The sequence below is a fragment of the Kineococcus rhizosphaerae genome (assembly GCF_003002055.1).
Classification (GTDB): domain Bacteria; phylum Actinomycetota; class Actinomycetes; order Actinomycetales; family Kineococcaceae; genus Kineococcus; species Kineococcus rhizosphaerae.
In genome coordinates this window covers 51,852-69,490 of sequence record NZ_PVZF01000008.1, presented here as the reverse complement: position 1 = coordinate 69,490, position 17,639 = coordinate 51,852, and the positions used below count along the sequence as shown (strand labels likewise).

Below are 17,639 nucleotides of genomic sequence, written 5' to 3'. Positions count from 1 at the left end.
GGAGGCCACGATGCGTTTCTCCCTGTTCCTGACGACCCGTTCCACCGCCCCGTCGGAGGACCGCGCCGTGATGGACGCCCTCGTCGAGCACGTCGACGTCGGGGCCTCCCTCGGGTTCGACGCGGTGTTCCAGCCTGACCACCACTTCACCGGGTACGCCCCCCAGGCCAGCGACCCGTTCGTGTTCGCGGCCTACCTCGCGGCCCGGCACCCCGAGCTCTGGTACGGGTTCTCCGTGCAGACCGTCCCGCTGCACCACCCGGTGCGGTTCGCCGAGCGCCTGGCCCTGCTCGACCAGCTCACCGACGGCAAGCTCCTCGTGGGCGTGGGGTCGGGCACCACCCCGGAGGAGTCCATCGGGTTCGGCGTGAACTTCCAGGACACCTCCCGGCTGTCGCAGGAGAACCTCGAGATCGTCGGCCGGCTCCTCGCCAAGAAGCCCGAGGACGAGCCCGTCCAGTTCTCCACCTCGCACTACTCGGGCGCCGTCGTCAGCCGCATCAGCCCGGCGCCGTACGGGAACCGCACGCCGACGATGATGCCCGTCGCGGCCCGCCCCTCCAGCACCGAACGCGCCGCGCGCCTCGGCCAGCCCGCGTTCATCCTGAACTTCCTGCCCCCGCAGCAGATGACCCCGGAGAACCCGTTCGAGGTGTTCGCGGAGTCCTACCAGCGCTACCGGACCGCTCTGGAGGCGCAGGACCACCCGCAGGCCGTCGTCGACCACGCCCTGGACTGGACCACCCACAGCTACCAGTACGTCCACCTCGCCGAGACCGACGAGCAGGCCGAGGCCGAGCTCGACGTGCTGCTCGGGCAGTACCAGCGCACCGTCGAGCGCGAGTTCGTCGCGAACAAGAAGGCCGAGGCCATCAGCGGCGTCGACCTCAAGGAACCCACCGACGGGACGACCCCGGAGTGGAAGCGCGTCTGGTGCCTGCACGGGTCCCCCGAGACGGTCACCGCCAAGCTCAAGGAGTACGCCGACCTCGGCGTGGGGAACCTCCTGGGCGGTTTCATGGGCGGTCCACTGACCCCCGAGCGCCGCCGGGCCACCGACCAGTCGCTGCGCCTGTTCGCCGAGCGCGTCATGCCGAACTTCCGGACCAGCAAGTGACGGTCGACCTCGGGCGCGAGACGGACGTGCCGGTCGCCGCTCTGCCCGTCGAAGCCCGCGCCGCGGCGACCGCCGGGGTCAACGGCTGGACCGCGCACGGACTGCCCGAGGCCGGCGTCGGCGAACTCACCCTCCTCGACGGCCCCCTCGGGCTCGTCAGCCGCACCATGGACGAGCGCGACACCGCCACCCTGCTGCCCTCGGGCACCTCGCTGGCCGCCAGCTGGGACCCCGACCTCGTGCACCGCGTGGGCGGGCTGCTCGGGGCCGAGGCCCGCGCCGAGGGTGTCGACGTCGTCCTCGGCCCGAACCTCAACCTGCCGCGCACCCCGTTCTCGGGGCGCAGCTTCGAGATGTTCTCCGAGGACCCGCACCTGACGTCCGTCCTCGGGGCGGCGTGGATCCGGGGTCTGCAGGAGCACGGGGTCGGCGCGTGCGCCAAGCACCTCGTCGCCAACGACACCGAGACGCGCCGGCAGGCCATGGACGTCGCCGTCGACGAGACCGAGCTGCGCGAGGTCTACCTCGCGCCGTTCGAGGCCGCCGTCGGGGCCGGGGCGTGGAGCGTGCTCACCGCCTACAACCGGGTGCGCGGGGAGCACTGCTGCGAGAACTCCGCCCTGCTGCGCGTCCTGAAGGAGGAGTGGGGTTTCGACGGGGTCACCGTCTCGGACTGGTTCGCCACCCGCGACACCGTCGCCTCCGCGCGCGCCGGGCTGGACCTGGAGATGCCCGGCGGCCCGCGGTTCTTCGGCCCCGCGCTGGCCGCGGCCGTGCGCGCCGGTGACGTCGACGACGCCCGGCTCACCGACGCCGCCGAGCGGGTCGTGCGGCTCGCCGAACGGGTGGGCCGGCGCGCGGGGTTCCCCGCTCCCCATGCCCCGGCTCCCCTGAGCGCGGCCGGGCGCGTCGAACTGCTGCGCGCCGCGGCCGCCGCGGGCACCGTCCTGCTGCACGACGACGGCGGCCTGCTGCCGCTGCGCACCGGGCCGGGCCGCACGCTGGCCGTCCTGGGCCCGAACGCCGTCGTGCCCTGCCTGCAGGGCGGCACCTTCGCCAAGGTCACCCCGGCCACCCCGCCGACCACCCCGGCGCAGGCCCTCGTCGCGGCCTTCCCCGGCGCCGAGGTCCTCGTGGCCCCGGGCAGCGCCCCGACGGGGTTGCAGCCCTTCGCCGAGGTCGTGCTGGAGGGTTTCGCCCCCGGGGCCGAGACCCCTGGCGCCACCGAGACCCGGCCCACCTCGACCTTCGTGTGGTTCGGGGAGATCCCCGGCATCGGCGGCCCGTCCGTCGGCGGTCGCGTCCGGCTGACCACCCGGTTCACGGCCTCCCAGGACGGGCGCCACGAACTGCTCGTCGGCGGGACGGGGAACGCAGTGCTCACCGTCGACGGCGAACCGGTCGCGACCTGGGCCGCACCCGACCCCGCGGACGTCATGGGCGTCGTCGCGCGCGCCGACACGGTGGCCGTGGACGTCGACCTCGTCGCGGGACGGACGATCACCGTCGTCGCAGACGTCGACCTCGTCCCCGGCCGGGTGCAGTCCGTCACGCTCGGGCACCGGCCCCCTGCGCCCCCGCACCTGCTCGACGAGGCGGTCGAGCTCGCGCGCCGCGCCGACGACGTGGTCCTCGTCCTGGGCGACGACCGCAACGCCTCCCGCGAGAGCGCCGACCGCACCACGACCCACCTGCCCGAGGGTCAGCTCGCCCTGCTGCGCGCCGTCGCGGCCGCCAACCCGCGCACCGTCGTGGTCCTCGACGCCGGGCACCAGGTCGACACGTCGTGGGCCGGTGACGTCGGGGCCGTCCTGGTCCCCTGGTACGCCGGGGAGGAGTTCGGGCCCGCGCTGGCCGAGGTGCTGCACGGCGACCGCGAACCCGGCGGGCGGCTGCCCCTGACGTTCGCCCGTTCCGACGCCGACTACCCCGGGTACGGGGTGGGTCTGGACGACGACCTCGTGCTCGACTACCGCCGGATCGAACCCGCGGGCCCGGCGCACTTCCAGGCCGGCGGGCCGGTGCCGGCGTACCCCTTCGGGCACGGCCTGGGGTACACGACGTGGCGGCTCGGCGCCGTCCGGACCGCGGTGGACGGCGACGACGTGCTGGTGCACGCCGAGGTCGAGAACACCGGGGAGCGCCCCGGGAGCGACGTCGTCCAGGTCTACGGCCGCGCCCCGGGCGAGGACCGGACGCGACTGGTGGGTTTCGCCCGCGTCCAGGCCCCGGCGGGATCGACCGTGGAGGCTACGATCCGCCTGCCCCGCAGTGCGTTCCGTCGATGGGACACCGCCGCCGGGACCTGGACCGTCCCGGCCGGGACGCACGTGCTCACCGTCGCCCGCTCGGCGACGGACCCGAACGCGGTGGAGAGGGAGGTCGAACGGTGACCGGACGGCTGGAGAGCCGGTACCCCGACGCGGTGGACGTCGCCGTCGTCGGCAGCGGACCGGCCGGTGCGGCGTGGGCCCGGACCCTGCACGAGAACGCCCCGCACCTGCGTGTGGCGGTGTTCGAGGTCGGGCCCGTCCTGTCCGACCCGGCCGGCGACCACGTGAAGAACATCGCCGACCCGCAGGCCCGCCGCCGGGCCCAGCGCGCCTCGGAGGGCCCGGCCGCCGACCCCGACGGCGACCAGCCGCCGGCCAGCGCCGACGGCCGGCGCGGCCGGCCCGGCACGTTCCTGCTCGGCGACGGTTTCGCCGCCGGCGGCACCGGGCTGCCCGTGGGGGCGATGTCGAGCAACGTCGGCGGCATGGGCGCGCACTGGACGTGCGCCTGCCCGCGCCCCGGCGGCACCGAGCGCATCGACTTCGTCGAGGACCTCGACGAGCTGCTGGACGAGGCCGAACGCCTCCTGGGCGTGGACGCGCGGGCCCTGGCCGGCGCCCCGCTGGCCGGGCAGGTCCGCGAACTGCTGGGGACGGCGCTGGACGCCGACCGCCCGGCCGACCGCCGCGTCCAGCCCATGCCCCTGGCCGTGCGGCGGGAGGTGGACGGGACCGGCGCGGCCCGGGCCCACTGGTCGGGCCCCTCCGTCGTCCTCGGCGACGTCCTGGAGCACGGCGTGGGGCTGCACCCCGAGACGCTGGTGGAGCGGGTGCTGCGCGACGAGCACGGCGCCGTGCGCGGGATCGCCGTGCGCGACCGCCGCGACGGCAGCACCGCCGAGGTCGCCGCCGGCGTCGTCGTCGTGGCCGCCGACGCCCTGCGCACCCCGCAACTGCTGTTCGCCTCCGGCGTCCGGCCCCCGGCCCTGGGCCGGTACCTCAACGACCAGCCGCAGGTCCTGCTGGCCGTGCGGCTGCCCGACGAGGTCCTGGCCGGGGACGCCGTGGACGAGCACGCCGGCACCGCGATCGACGGCAGCAGCGGCGTGAGCTGGGTCCCCTTCGACGACGACCGGCACCCCTTCCACGGGCAGGTCATGCAGATGGACGCCTCCCCCGTGCCGCGGCCCGACCTGCCCGCCGACCGGCCCGGGGCCTACGTGGGCCTGGGCTGGTTCTGCGCCAAGGACGTGCGCGCGCAGGACCGCGTCGAGTTCGACGAGTCCGCGACCGACGACTACGGGATGCCCGCCCCGCGTGTGCACTACGAACTGACGGACGTCGACGCGCAGCGGCTCGCCGCGGCGAAGACGGCCATCGCGGCGGCGGCCCGGGCCTTGGGCCGCCCCATCGACGACGCCCCGATCGAACTGCCCGCCGGCAGTTCCCTGCACTACCAGGGCACGACCCGGATGGGCCGCACCGACGACGGCACCAGCGTGTGCGACGTCAACGGCGAGGTCTGGGGCGTCCCCGGCCTGTTCGTCGCCGGCAACGGCCTCATCCCCACCGAGACCGCCTGCAACCCCACCCTGACCACCGTGGCGCTCGCCGTCGGCGGCGCCCGGCACGTCGCGAAGAACCTCGCGACCCGCACCGAAGGAGGAGACGGCTCGTGACCTACCGCTGGGCCTACATGGACCACTGGCGCGTGGACACCCCGCGCGGACCGCAGACGCAGTACGCCAACCGCCGCCTGATGGACGACTTCGTGAAGCAGATCGCGGCGGTCGGTTTCGAGGGCCTGGACATGTTCGACTTCCAGGTCTACGGGCTGAGCGGGATGTTCGGGTCGATCGGGAAGTACCAGGAGTACCTCCAGGACCACGGCATCACCAAGATCGTGAACCTGTTCCGGGGCATCATGTACGACCCCCGAGTCGCCGACGCGCACGTGCGGGCCACCCACGACGAGATCGTCGAGAGCACCCGCCGGATGCTCGGGATGTGGTCGGACCTGCAGATCGAGAACCTCATCGTCATGCCGGCCAGCCTGTACACCTCGACCGCGCCGGTCACCGACGACAAGATCGCCGCGGCGGCGGAGTGCTGGACGCGGGTCGGCGAGATGTCCCTCACCGAGTTCGGCGTCCGCACCACCGGGCACCACGAGTTCTTCTGCGCGATCCGCACGTTCGAGGACATCGTGCGGTTCTACGAGCTGACCGACCCGCGCTACGTGAGCTTCTTCTGCGACACCGCGCAGCACTGCATCGCCGGGGTCGACCCGGTGGAGCTGTACGAGAGGCTGCACGACCGGGTGAGCGGGTTCCACTTCAAGGACACCCGTGAGCAGGACACCACGGGCGCCTACCAGCACCGTCCCGACGCCGAGCTCATGGCGCCGCAGACCGACCGCTGGTTCCACGAGATGGGCACCGAGGGCGGCCTGGTCGACTTCCAGCGCCTGGTGCGGGCGATGGACGCCCACGGCTACGACGGCTGGGTCACCGTCGAGCACGACAAGGCCAACATCGGCGGCGACTACGCCGAGAGCACCGCGCTGTCCATGTGGTACGCGAAGCAGGTCCTGGGGAAGGTGGCGTCGTGAGCATCCGCCGTTCGTACGCGCTCAACCAGTGGAAGCCGAACTTCGACGACTTCTGCCGGCCCGACGCGCACCTGCGCGCGTTCAAGACGGTCGTCGCGGCCGGTTTCACCGGCGTGGAGCTGCGCGGGGGCACGGGGCGGTGGGACCCGCTGGGCCGGCCCTCCTCGATTGAGGCCACCTACGGTTCCCTGGCCACGTTCGGCAAGCTCCTCACCGACGTGGGCCTGACCGCGGTGAGCAGTTGGGCCGTGGACCCGGGCGAACCCGTCGACGAAGAACTCTCGCACGGCCGCTCGGTGCTCGAGCGCGGCCAGCACGCCGCGATCGTGGAGTGGGCCCGCCCCTTCGCCGCCGCCCTGGCCGAACTCGGCGGGTCGCGCCTGGTGGTGCGGGCCCTGCCCGCGGCCTGGCAAGTCGGGGCCGTGGACGACGCGGCGATCGCGACCGCCGCGGAGTGCTTCGACGCGCTGGGCGCGATGACCGCCGGGCACGGGGTCCGCGTCAGCCTGCACGCCGACGTCTTGTCGGCCGCCGCCGACGACGAGGTGCTGGACCGGCTGCTGGCCGCGACCGATCCGGCCGTGGTCGGCCTGACCGTCGACACCGGCGAACTCACCCTGGCCGGGCTGGACCCGGTCGCGGTCGTCCACCGGCACGCGGCGCGGCTGGACCACCTGCAGCTGAAGGACACCCGGTACGTCGACACCGCCGGCGAACGGCTGCGCCCGCACGCCGAGCACGCCTTCCTCACCGCCGGCGGCGACCGCGAGGTCGAACGGTGGTTCTTCGAGGTCGGCACCCGCGACGGACTGGTCGACGCCCCCGCGGTCCTGGACGCCGCGCGCGGCGCCGGGTACGACGGCTGGGTGGTGTTCGAGAGCGAGCAGACCCCGAACCCGGCCTCGAGCGTCATGCTCAACGGCTGGTGCGCGAAGCACCGCCTGGGGCTCTGAGGGGTCTCGTCCCGGTCAGTCGCGCGCGGGGGCGTGACCGGCCGGGACGAGTTCGGCGGGCACCGGCGGGGGCGGCGGGGTGCCGTCGCCGAAGGGCCGGCCGCCGAGCTCCTCGCGACCGTGCGGTTCGAGCCAGCCGGACAGGTCCGGACCGACGGGGACGACGCCCGTCGGGTTGATGTCGCGGTGCACGACGTAGTAGTGGGCCTTGATGTGCTCGACGTCGATGGTGTCGCCGAACCCCGGGGTCTGGTACAGGTCGCGGAAGTAGGCCGACAGGATCGGCATCTCGGCCAGCTTCTGGCGGTTGCACTTGAAGTGCCCGTGGTAGACGGGGTCGAACCGCGCGAGCGTCGTGAACAGCCGCACGTCGGCCTCGGTGATGGTGTCCCCCACGAGGTAGCGCTGGGTGGACAGCCGCTCCGACAGCGCGTCCAGCCGCCCGAACAACCGGTCGAACGCCTTCTGGTACGCCTCCTGCGTCCCCGCGAACCCGGCGCGGTAGACCCCGTTGTTCACGTCGCGGAACACGTCGCGGTTGACGGCGTCGATCTCGGCGCGCAGGTGCTCGGGGTACAGCTGCGGCGCCCCCTCGCGGTGGAACTGCGTCCACTCCAGGGACAGGTCGATCGTCATGCGGTCGAAGTCGTTCGTCACGACCTGCCCGGTCGGCACGTCCACGATGGCGGGGACGGTGATGCCGCGGTCGTAGCCGGGGACGCGCGCGAAGAACGCCTCCTGCAGGCGCTCGATGCCCAGGACCGGGTCGCGGCCGTCCGGGTCGAGGTCGAACGTCCACGACCGCTCGTCGTGGGTGGGGCCGCAGATGCCCATCGACAGGGCGTCCTCGAGCCCCAGGAGACGGCGCACGACGATCGCGCGGTTCGCCCAGGGGCAGGCGCGGCTGACGACGAGGCGGTAGCGGCCCCCCTCGACGGGGTAGCCGTCCCGACCGTCCGCGGTGATGCGGGTCTCCAGGTACCGCTGGTCCCGGCGGAAGTCCCCCGTCGGGTTCACGTACCCCGTGCTGCCTCCCGTGTGCGTTCCCACGCGACCACTGAACCAGGTACCGGTCGCGGGGGCGCGGCGAAGCGTGCGCGGTGGGCCGACGGGGCCGGCCCGCGCCACCCGCGTGAGACGGGGAGCGCAGGTGGGCGTCGAACCCGCTGCCCGGTCACCGGCGCGGGCCACCACGTCGTGGCCCCGCGCCGGTGACGGGACCTCAGCCCTGGGCACCCGCGTCGTACGCGGCGTCCATGGCCTTCAGCACGTCCGCGGGGGTCGTCTGCCCGGTGAGCAGCCCCTGGACCCCGGTGCCGACGGCGTCGGTGACGGCGCCCGAGCTCCAGGTGATGTAGCCCAGCGGGGTCTGCTTCTCCTGGTCGGCCAGGAACGGGGAGATGTTCGCGAGCTGCGGGGACACGGCCGCGGACCCCTCGTCGCTCAGCGACGTCAGGGAGAGGTTGCCGGAGATCTTCGCGAACGCGTCCTGCTGGGCGGGCTGCGTGGCGAACTCGACGAACTTCTTGGCCGCCTCGAGGTGCTCGCTCTCGGCCGAGACGGCGATCGCGTTGGACGTCGTGACGGTCAGGCGGGTGTCGTCGGCGGTCTTGCCGGGCGGCACCGCGACGGCGAACTCCTGGCCCGGGGTGGACGCGGCGATCTCCACCGCCGCGCCGCCGGGAGCGAAGATGCCCAGGGACGAGCCGCTGGTCAGGGCCTGGGTGATCTCGGCGAAACCGGCACCGGCGACCCCCTCCTGGAAGCAGCCGGCGTCCTTCATCGCCACGACGTCGTCGAGGACCTGCTTCCACTCCGCGCTGCCGGCGAAGGTGACCTTCTTGTCGGCACGTTCGGTGTTCCACTCCGGGTCCGCCGCGTAGACCGAGCTGGAGGCGAACTCCATCGCCATGAGCGACAGGTTGCCCGGGTTCGACCCGGCCACCGCGAACAGCGACTTGCCGGCCTTCTTCAGGGTGGCGCACTGCTGCAGCAGTTCGTCCATCGTGGTCGCGGGCTGCAGACCCGCCGCCTGGTAGGCGCTCTGGTTGATGATCTCGGTGCTGGGCGAGAGGTCGAGGGGGACGGCGTAGATCTTGCCGTCCTTCTCGAAGAGCTTCTTGGAACTGGCCGGGACCGCGTCCGCGGCCCACGCCTGGTCGCTCAGGGACTCGACGAGTCCGGCGTCGGCCAGGGTGAGCAGGGCGTTGGTGTTGCCCGTGCCGGGCGAGCCGTAGAAGACGTCGGGGGCGTTCCCGCCGCGCAACTGGGTGCGCAGGACGTTCGCGTAGGAGTCCAGCGGGGTTTCGACGACCTCGACCTTGATGTCGGGGTTCGCGGCCTCGAAGGCCTTCGCCAGGGCACGGTAGGGACCGTCGCCGTTGGTCGGCGTCTCGGTCGCGAAGCGGATGGTCACCGGCCCGCTGCCGGAGGCGCTCTTGTCGCCCGACGAGCAGGCCGCGGTGGTCGCCAGGACCACCCCGGCCAGGACGGCCGCCGCGGCGCGGCGACGGCCCGCCGGTCCGCGGGAGGGCAGGGGCGAGGACTTCGACGTGGTCATGGAATCTCCTGACAGCGTTGTCGGGCGGCCCCGGACGACACCGGGTCCCGTGCGCCGGTTCCCCGGCGCCTGCCCCGATTGTGCCGAGCCGGGGAACCGACGGGGAAATAGTGGTTCGGGATGGTGCGCATCGTCACCGGTGATGCCGCGAGGAACCCGCTCGAAACCCTCGGGAAACCTCTGGGAACTCCGGGAAACCTCGCGGGGAACCCCTTCGGAACCCTCAGGTGAGGACGCCGACACCCACCGGCTCCGGTTGCGACGCAGGCGAGTCCGGGGGGAGTTCCCGCGCGGCGTCACGGACCAGGCGCCGGAACCAGCGGTGTCCCGCGTCGTCGTGGACCGACGGGTGCCACCAGGCCGCCTCGCGCAGCGTCATCGGCGGCAGGGGGACCTCGACGCGGTGCACGACGGCGAGCAGTTCCGCGCGGGCCACGAGGCGGTTCGGCACCAGCGCCAGCAGGTCGGTCCCGGCGATGGCGGTGGGCAGCAGGGCCAGGCTGTCGACGACGAGGTCGACGCGGGCTCCCACCACGAGTTCGTCGACCTGCCGGTCGGCGGCCGTCCCGCCGTGGTCGGCGAAGGCCCGGGCCCAGCGCGAACGCCGCAGCCCCTGCTCGTCGAGCCGCCCGGCGGGCCGGGGCGTGCCGCTGATGCAGACCCAGTGGTCGCCGAACAGGTCGGTGCTGGGGATGCCGGAGGTCTGCCCCCGGGGGGTGAACAGCAGGTCCGCCGAGCGCAGGACCGTCTGCGGGGACTCGATGGCCGTGGCGTCGACGCTGGCGATCCGCACCTTGACGTCGGGCGCCTCGTGGCGCAACCGGGCCATGAACAGCGGGGCGAGGACGGCGACGGCGTAGTCGGAGGAGATGAGGCTGAACTCGCGGGTGGAGTTGGCGGGGTCGAATCCCGGGGTGGGCCGCAGGGTCTCCTCCGCCCGGCGCAGCACGTCGCGGACGCGGCCGGCGAGGTCCTCGGCCAGCGGGGTCAGCGCGTACTGCGACCCGACGCGCACGAGCAGCTCGTCGTCGAACTGGCGGCGCAGGCGGCCCAGGGCGGCGCTCATGGCGGGCTGGCTGACCCCGATGCGCGCCCCGGCCCGGGTGACGTTGCGCTCGGTCAGGAGGGCGTCCAGGGGCACCAGCAGGTTGAGGTCGGTGTTGAGCAGGTTGACCACGAGGCGGCTCCCGACGTCGTCGTCCGGCTCGGACCCCGGTGGTCCGCGTCTGCCCCGGGACCGTATCAGAAGAAGACTTCTGATTCTAGGCGTCCGGACCGCACCGGCTCCCCCGCCACGGCGCTCACGACCCACCCGCCCGGCGTCGCCCACTCCCGCCCGTCCTGCGAGCGGTCGCAGCTCACCCGCAGCCGGGGCGGACCCTCCCCCGCCCGCAGCGCCGGCCCCCGGGACCCGCGGGCGGCGGGGGCGGGGCTCTGCGGTGCCGGCCCCAGCACCTGCGACGTCCACAGCTCCAGGAGCGCGGCCGGGACCGGGACGTCCACCCCCACGATCAACGGCGGGTCCTCGACGCACAGCCGGGTGCTGCCGTCCGGGTGCAGCGGGCAGCTCAGCGCCGACCCCACCGCCCACGCCCGGTCCTGGCGCCACAGCAGCACCGACTCGCCCCCACCGGGGTGCACGACGCGGTAGTCGTCCCCGGCCCACCCGCTCGAGAGCACCACGGCACTCAGCTCCGCGTCCGGGCCCCGGCGCTGCTCCAGGCGCTCCACCAGGCGCTGCAGGTGGTCGCCGTCGGCCGGGCGCCACGTCAGGCGGGTCACCTCGGCGCGCGGCCCGGGCCGCAGCACGACCCGGCAGCCGTAGGGGTCCGCGCACGTCCGCAGCACGGACGCGTCCGGCCCGGCGCCCGGGTCCCGGGTGGGCCAGAACCCGAGGTCGGCCAGCAGCCCGGCGTCCGCCCGCGGCGCGGGAGTGGTGATCTCGACCTCGGTGAGGCGTGCCGCGGTGCTCATCCCTTGACCCCGCCCGCGAAGCCCTGGATGAACTTCTTCTGCGCCAGCAGGTAGAGGACCAGGACGGGGACCATCGACAGCAGGACCGCGGCGAACACCACGTTCCACTTCGAGACGAGCGTGCCGACGAAGCTGTACACGACGACCGGCAGCGTCACCGCGTCCGAGCCGTTGAGGAAGACCAGCGACGTGAAGAAGTCGTTCCAGATGATCAGCCCGGCGAGGATCGCGACCGTGCCCGTCGCCGGGGCCAGCAGCGGGAACACGATCCGGGTGAAGATCCGGAACCGGCTCGCCCCCTCCATCTGGGCCGCCTCCTCGTACTCCTGCGGCAGCGAGCGGGTGAACCCCGAGTACAGGAACACCGCCAGCGGCATGAGCATCCCGGAGTACGCCAGGACCATGCCGGTGCGGGTCCCCAGCAGGTCCAGGTGCCGCATGGCGCTGTACAGCGGGACCTGCCCGAGCTGGGCCGGCAGGACGATGGCGATCAGGAAGCTGGCGAAGGCCGCCCGGCTCCAGCCGGTCGTGATGCGCGTCAGCGTGAACGCCGTGATCGACCCGAGGGCGATGAGCAGCAGGACGCTGCACCCGGTGATGATCGCGCTGTTCAGCGCCCCGGTGAGGAGGCTGTTCTGCCCCTCGCCGCCCAGCGCCTGCCGGAAGCCGTCCAGCGACGTCGGGGACGCGAGCGAGAACGCCGACGTGCTGACCGAGTCCTGGCTCGTCTTCAGCGAGACGTTCACCAGGATCAGCAACGGCGAGAAGACGACGAGCGCGGCGAGGACGACGAGGACCTCACGGACCGCGGTGCGGCGGGTGTAGCGGAACACGGGGTCACTTCTCCTTGCGTTCGCGAAGCAGGAGCATCTGCACGAGGGCGCACAGCAGCACGATCGCCGTCATCACCAGGGCCAGGGCCGAGCCGTAGCCGAACCGGCCGTTGACGAACGTCTCCTTGTAGACGCTGGTGGCCAGGGTGTCCGAGGCGCCGAACGGACCGCCGCCGGTGAGGGCCTGCACCTGGTCGAACACGCGCAACCCCTGCACGAGGATCATCGTGCTGGCCACCAGGATCGTCGGGCGCAGGGCCGGCAGGACGACGTGCCGGAACCTCGACCAGGAACCGGCCCCGTCCATCGCCGCGGCCTCCTCGTTCTCCGGCGGGACCCCGGCCAGACCCGCGAGGTAGATGACCATCGTCAGGCCGATGTGCTGCCAGACCATCACCGTGACGATGGCCGGCACGACCGTGCGCGGATCGCCGAGCCAGGTGCGCTGCAACGACTCCAGCCCCACCGCCCCGAGGACCTGGTTGATCGGGCCGGCCTGCTGGAACAGGAACTTCCAGACGTAGGAGACCGCCAGCGGGCTGAGGACCACCGGGGCGAACAACACGGTCCGCAGCACGTACCGGGTCTTCAGCTGCCGGTTGAGCGCCACCGCGAAGGCCATGCCCAGCACGTTCGTCAGGACCAGGAACGCGACCGCGATGACCACCGTGTTGAGCAGCGCCCGCAACGGCGCCGCCCCGGTGAGGATCTCCCGGAAGTTCGCCAGGCCGACGAACTCCGGGTCGCGGAACCCGTTGAAGTCGGTGAAGGCGTAGGCCGAACCCGCGATGGTCGTCGCGTAGTGCACGGCCGCGATGAGCGCCAGCGCGGGCAGCGACCACCACCACGCGGCCACCCGGGAGGCGGCGCGCCGGCGCCGGCCGGCGCGGTGCGGGCCGTTCGCCGCAGGGGGCTGGGCCGAACCGGGGGCGTCGGGGCGGACCGCCGCGGCGGGGCTCACCGGCGGACCCCGGGTCGTGGGGACATCCAGAACTCGTGCACGTCGAACTCCCGGGACCTCGTCGTCAGGGTGACTGTTCCGCCGAGTCTCCGGGCACCGGCGCACGTCCGGGAAATAGCCAGTCGGTATACCCCGCATCGCGGACCCGGATGGGTGCGCCACCACCACGGCGAACCCCCGTCCGCCACGATGGGGACGACGGTGGGGTCGGGTCCTCCGGCCCGTCGCCGGGCCCGTCCGGACCCGAGTGCGCCCGAACGCCCCGTCGGACGACGGAGGCCCGCGTGCTCGATCCCGACCCGGTCCAGGACCGCACCACCGCACCGGTGCGGCTGCGTCCCCTGCTGGGGTGCCTGGTCATCACCACCGCCCTCGGGGCCCTGGACCAGACCATCGTCGCGACGGCGCTGCCGACGATCGTCGCCGACTTCGACGCCGTCGACCGCGCCGCGTGGGTGCTGACCGCCTACCTGCTGGCGATGTCGGTCGCGATGCCCGTCGTCGGTTCCCTCGGCGACCGCTACGGGGCCGTGCGGCTGCTGCGGGCCAGCGTCGTGGTGTTCGTCGCGGCGTCCGTCGTCTGCGCCGCCGCCCCCACCGTCGAGGCGCTGGCGCTGGCCCGGGCGCTGCAGGGCGTCGGCGGCGCCGGGATGCTGGTCCTGCCGCAGGCCCTCGTCGCCGCCGTCGTCCCGGCCCGCGAGCGCGCCGCGGTGCTCGGCCCGCTGGGCGCCGTCTTCGCCGTCGCGACCGTCGTCGGGCCGCTGCTGGGCGGCTGGCTGACCGACACCGGGTCCTGGCGGTGGGTCTTCTGGATCAACCTGCCCACCGGTGGGCTCGCGCTGCTGCTGGCCTGCACCGTGCTGCCCGCCGGGCCCCGCCCCGTGCGCGGCGGTCGGTTCGACGTCGCCGGCACCGCCCTGCTGGTCCTGGTCACCTCCGCCCTGGCGTGGACCGCGGCCGTCGTGCCCCGGCAGGGGTGGGGTCCGGTGTCGGCGCTCGCGGTCGTGGGCACGCTCGTCGTCGTGGCGGGGTTCGCCGCCCACCAGCTGCGCAGCAGCGCCCCGCTGCTGCCCGTCGAGGTGCTGCGGACCCGCGGGGTGTCCCTGGCGGCCTTCCTGGCCGGGGTCGTCGGCTTCGGGATGTTCGGCGTCATCGCCTACGTCCCCAGCTGGGTGCAGGGCGTGCACGGCACCTCCGCCACCGTGTCGGGCCTGCTCCTGCTGCCGGTGACCGCGGGTCTGGTGACGGGCGTCAACACCAGCGGCCGCCTGGTGCGCCGCACCGGTCGCTGGCGCCGCTACCCCGTGGGCGGCTGCGCGCTGGCCGCGCTCGCCGCCACGACGCTGGCCCTGGCCGGCCCCCACCTCGCGCTGCCCGCGACCGCCGCCGTGCTCGTCGCGTTCGGCCTCGGCGCGGGCTCGTTCATGGCACTGCTCGTCGTCCTGGCCCAGGACGCGGCGCCGCCCCGGCACGTCGCGGGCACCACCGGGACGATCGCCTACGTCCGCGAGGCCGGCGCGACGGTCGGGACGGCGCTGCTGGGGGGTCTGCTGGCGGCGGGTCTGGTGCACGCGGCCCCGGGTGCCCCGCAGGCCCTGGGCGCCGGCGACTACGGCCGCGCCTTCACACCCGTCTTCCTCGCCGTCGCCCTCGCGTTCGTCCTGGGCGTGGTCGCGGCCGTGCTGCTGCCCCACCGCGACCTCGCGACCGGCTCCCCCACCGACTGACCCCGCCGCCCCGCTGAAGGCACACCTCGCGTCCCCGGAACGCGGTTCTGGGGGCGCGAGGTGTGCCTTCGGCGGGGAAGGGACGGGAAAGGGAGAGGGAAGGGTCAGACGGGGGTGGGGACGAGCCCGGCCAGCACGAGGCACGAGACGGCCAGGACCAGCAGGATCGCGACGTCCACACCGCGCGAGCGCACCGCCAGCGCCCCGGCGACCCGCACCGGCAGCACCAGCCGCAGGACCGCGGCGACCGCCAGGTCGGCCCCCAGCAGCACCCCGCCCGGGGTCGGCCCGGCGACCAGGGTCAGCCCCAGGGCCAGCGCGATCCCGCCGACCAGGGTCAGCAGGACCGCGTTGCCCGGGGTCGGGACGCGTTCGCTCGCCACGTCCCGACGCTACCGCTGGTCCTCAGTGGGCGAAGTGGCGCGCGCCGGTGAAGTACATCGTCACGCCGGCCTTCGTGGCGGCCTCGACGACCTCGGCGTCGCGGATCGACCCGCCCGGCTGCACGACGGCCCGCACGCCCGCGTCGAGCAGGATCTGCGCGCCGTCGGCGAAGGGGAAGAACGCGTCGGAGGCGGCGACCGCACCGGTGGCGCGCTCGGCCCCGGCCCGCTCCACCGCGAGCTTGCAGGAGTCGACGCGGTTGACCTGCCCCATGCCGACGCCGACGGACGCGCCGTCCTTGGCGAGCAGGATGGCGTTGGAGCGGACGGCGCGCACCGCGCGCCAGGCGAACTCGAGGTCGGCGAGGACCTCGGGCGAGGCGGGCTCACCGGCGGCCAGGGTCCAGTTCGCGGGCGCGTCGCCGTCGGCGTCGACCGCGTCGAGGGTCTGCACGAGGACGCCGCCGGAGACGTGGCGCCACTCCTGCCCGGCGCGGGAGTAGCCCTCGGGCAGCTGCAGGAGACGGACGTTCTTCTTGGCCTGCAGGACCTCCAGCGCCTCCGGCTCGAACCCGGGGGCGATGACGACCTCGGTGAACACCGGCGCGACCTGCTCGGCCATGGCCGCGGTCACGACGCGGTTGGCCGCGATGACGCCGCCGTAGGCCGAGACCGGGTCGCAGGCGTGGGCCTTGGCGTGGGCGTCGGCGACGTCCGAACCCGTCGCGATGCCGCAGGGGTTGGCGTGCTTGATGACGGCGACGGCGGGGGCGTCGAAGTCGTACGCGGCGCGCAGGGCGGCGTCGGCGTCGACGTAGTTGTTGTAGGACATGGCCTTGCCGTGCAGCTGGACGGCCTGGGCGATGCCGGGCGCCGCCGTCGGGTCCGCGTACACGGCGGCCTGCTGGTGGGGGTTCTCGCCGTAGCGCAGGACCGCGCTGCGCTCCAGGGCCACGCCGGTCACGGCCGGCCAGCCCTCGTCGGAGGCGTCGAGCGTCTGCTGCGCGAACCAGTTCGCGACCGCGGTGTCGTAGGCGGCGGTGTGCGCGAAGGCGGCCGCGGCCAGCTGCTTGCGGGCGCTCAGGTCGAACCCGCCGGCGGCGACGGCGGTGAGCACGTCGGCGTACTTCGCCGGGTCGACGACGACGGCCACGCTCGGGTGGTTCTTCGCCGCGGCGCGGACCATCGAGGGGCCACCGATGTCGATCTGCTCGACGACCTCGTCGTAACCGGCGCCCGAGGCGACGGTGGCCGCGAACGGGTAGAGGTTCACGACGACGAGGTCGAAGGGTTCGACGTCGAGCTCGGCGAGCTGGCGGACGTGGTCGGGCAGCCGGCGGTCGGCGAGGATCCCGGCGTGCACGCGCGGGTGCAGCGTCTTGACCCGGCCGTCGAGGCACTCGGGAAAGCCCGTCAGCTCCTCGACGGGGGTCACCGGGACGCCCGCGGCGGCGATGCGCGTCGCGGTCGAGCCGGTCGAGACGATCGCGACCCCGGCGGTGTGCAGGCCCCGGGCCAGCTCCTCCAGGCCCGTCTTGTCGTAGACGCTGACCAGCGCGCGCTTCACGGGGACCTGGGTGGCCTGCGGGTCCATCAGCGGGGTGCCGTCCTCTCGGGGTGGGTGGTCGTCGCGGCCAGGCGGCCGACGACGCGGGTGAGCAGCTCGCGCTCCTGGGTCTTGATCCGCTCGTGCAGCGAGGTCTCGTCGTCGTCGTCCAGGACGCGCACCGCGGCCTGGTCGAGGATGGGGCCCGTGTCGACGCCGGCGTCGACGAGGTGCACGGTGCAGCCGGTGATCTTCACGCCGTGGGCGAGGGCGTCGCGCACCCCGTGGGCCCCCGGGAACGAGGGCAGCAGCGCGGGGTGGGTGTTGACCATCCGCCCCCCGAAGGCCTCGACCATCGGGGCGCCGAGGATGCGCATGAACCCGGCGAGGACGACGAGGTCGGGCTCGTGGCCGGCGACCTCGGCCGCCAGGGCCGCGTCCCAGGCCGGGCGGTCGGCGAAGTCGGCGGGGCTGACGGTGAAGGTCTCGACCCCGGCGCTCGCGGCCCGGTCGAGGGCCTTCACCCCCGGCTTGTCGGAACCGACCGCGACGATCCGCCAGGAGTCGTCGTGGGCGTCGAGGAGGGCCTGCAGCGTCGAACCGGATCCGGAGGCGAGGACGACCACTCGTGCGGGCACGTGGACGGACTCTAGCCGTCGGCGCTGCCGAGCCGAAACGCGTCCCGGGGACCGGTCGCCGGG

Annotated in this window: 15 protein-coding genes; 6 read left to right on the top strand and 9 right to left on the bottom strand. The window is 73.9% G+C overall.

Annotated features, from left to right (window positions below; all coding sequences use genetic code 11):
* Positions 1–10 precede the first annotated feature (10 nt).
* The 5 genes from CLV37_RS15955 to CLV37_RS15935 are packed head-to-tail and all read left to right on the top strand — an operon-like array spanning position 11 to position 6,954.
* The gene (locus tag CLV37_RS15955) at positions 11–1,117 is read left to right on the top strand and encodes an LLM class flavin-dependent oxidoreductase (protein WP_106212169.1); all 1,107 of its coding nucleotides are present in this window, start codon (positions 11–13) and stop codon (positions 1,115–1,117) included.
* Entirely contained in the window at positions 1,114–3,510 is a 2,397-nt protein-coding gene (locus CLV37_RS15950; RefSeq protein ID WP_211298705.1) for a glycoside hydrolase family 3 protein, read from the top strand. The genes CLV37_RS15955 and CLV37_RS15950 overlap by 4 nt, the downstream gene beginning before the upstream one ends.
* Complete coding sequence (locus CLV37_RS15945) at positions 3,507–5,069, top strand: GMC oxidoreductase (protein ID WP_211298704.1); 1,563 nt, start codon at positions 3,507–3,509, stop codon at positions 5,067–5,069. Before CLV37_RS15950 ends, CLV37_RS15945 begins: the two co-directional genes overlap by 4 nt.
* Complete coding sequence (locus CLV37_RS15940) at positions 5,066–6,001, top strand: sugar phosphate isomerase/epimerase family protein (protein ID WP_211298703.1); 936 nt, start codon at positions 5,066–5,068, stop codon at positions 5,999–6,001. Before CLV37_RS15945 ends, CLV37_RS15940 begins: the two co-directional genes overlap by 4 nt.
* Positions 5,998–6,954, top strand: coding sequence for a sugar phosphate isomerase/epimerase family protein (locus tag CLV37_RS15935; protein ID WP_170127302.1), 957 nt, complete (start codon positions 5,998–6,000; stop codon positions 6,952–6,954). The genes CLV37_RS15940 and CLV37_RS15935 overlap by 4 nt, the downstream gene beginning before the upstream one ends.
* A gap of 15 nt (positions 6,955–6,969) precedes the next feature.
* Here CLV37_RS15935 and CLV37_RS15930 read toward each other — a convergent pair whose 3' ends face one another.
* The 6 genes from CLV37_RS15930 to CLV37_RS15910 form a co-directional block, all read right to left on the bottom strand.
* A complete protein-coding gene (locus tag CLV37_RS15930) occupies positions 6,970–8,004 on the bottom strand; it encodes a glutathione S-transferase family protein (protein WP_106212163.1) in 1,035 nt (344 codons plus the stop codon).
* 172 nt (positions 8,005–8,176) lie between these two features.
* Positions 8,177–9,514: an ABC transporter substrate-binding protein gene (locus tag CLV37_RS15925; protein ID WP_106212161.1), complete on the bottom strand. Its 1,338-nt coding sequence runs from the start codon at positions 9,512–9,514 to the stop codon at positions 8,177–8,179.
* Between the two features lie 223 nt (positions 9,515–9,737).
* A complete protein-coding gene (locus CLV37_RS27690) occupies positions 9,738–10,691 on the bottom strand; it encodes a LysR family transcriptional regulator (RefSeq protein WP_170127301.1) in 954 nt (317 codons plus the stop codon).
* A gap of 65 nt (positions 10,692–10,756) precedes the next feature.
* Positions 10,757–11,488, bottom strand: a complete 732-nt coding sequence (locus CLV37_RS27685) for a VOC family protein (protein ID WP_170127300.1) — start codon at positions 11,486–11,488, stop codon at positions 10,757–10,759.
* The gene (locus tag CLV37_RS15915) at positions 11,485–12,321 is read right to left on the bottom strand and encodes a carbohydrate ABC transporter permease (RefSeq protein ID WP_106212157.1); all 837 of its coding nucleotides are present in this window, start codon (positions 12,319–12,321) and stop codon (positions 11,485–11,487) included. Before CLV37_RS15915 ends, CLV37_RS27685 begins: the two co-directional genes overlap by 4 nt.
* A gap of 4 nt (positions 12,322–12,325) precedes the next feature.
* Positions 12,326–13,282 (bottom strand): carbohydrate ABC transporter permease, encoded by a 957-nt coding sequence (locus tag CLV37_RS15910; RefSeq protein WP_211298702.1) that lies wholly within the window; start codon positions 13,280–13,282, stop codon positions 12,326–12,328.
* Positions 13,283–13,566: 284 nt separating this feature from the next.
* Between CLV37_RS15910 and CLV37_RS15905 the strand changes: the two genes are divergently transcribed.
* On the top strand, positions 13,567–15,009 hold the full coding sequence (locus tag CLV37_RS15905; protein ID WP_106212153.1) for an MFS transporter: 1,443 nt from the start codon (positions 13,567–13,569) through the stop codon (positions 15,007–15,009).
* A 104-nt stretch (positions 15,010–15,113) separates the two neighbouring features.
* Here the strand turns inward: CLV37_RS15905 and CLV37_RS15900 are convergent, their stop codons facing one another.
* Genes CLV37_RS15900 through purN form a run of 3 tightly spaced genes read right to left on the bottom strand, consistent with a single transcriptional unit; the run spans position 15,114 to position 17,576 of the window.
* Positions 15,114–15,392, bottom strand: a complete 279-nt coding sequence (locus CLV37_RS15900; protein ID WP_106212151.1) for a DUF3017 domain-containing protein — start codon at positions 15,390–15,392, stop codon at positions 15,114–15,116.
* Positions 15,393–15,414: 22 nt separating this feature from the next.
* On the bottom strand, positions 15,415–16,986 hold the full coding sequence (purH, locus tag CLV37_RS15895; protein WP_106212149.1) for a bifunctional phosphoribosylaminoimidazolecarboxamide formyltransferase/IMP cyclohydrolase: 1,572 nt from the start codon (positions 16,984–16,986) through the stop codon (positions 15,415–15,417).
* Positions 16,986–17,576, bottom strand: a complete 591-nt coding sequence (gene purN, locus CLV37_RS15890) for a phosphoribosylglycinamide formyltransferase (RefSeq protein WP_106212147.1) — start codon at positions 17,574–17,576, stop codon at positions 16,986–16,988. The genes purH and purN overlap by 1 nt, the downstream gene beginning before the upstream one ends.
* Positions 17,577–17,639 lie beyond the last annotated feature (63 nt).

Bases quoted from the DNA above. Each gene is read 5' to 3' on its own strand.
- CLV37_RS15955 (WP_106212169.1), top strand. From the start codon at position 11: ATGCGTTTCTCCCTGTTCCTGACGACCCGTTCCACCGCCCCGTCGGAG.
- CLV37_RS15925 (WP_106212161.1), bottom strand. From the start codon at position 9,514: ATGACCACGTCGAAGTCCTCGCCCCTGCCCTCCCGCGGACCGGCGGGC.
- CLV37_RS27685 (WP_170127300.1), bottom strand. From the start codon at position 11,488: ATGAGCACCGCGGCACGCCTCACCGAGGTCGAGATCACCACTCCCGCG.
- purH (WP_106212149.1), bottom strand. From the start codon at position 16,986: ATGGACCCGCAGGCCACCCAGGTCCCCGTGAAGCGCGCGCTGGTCAGC.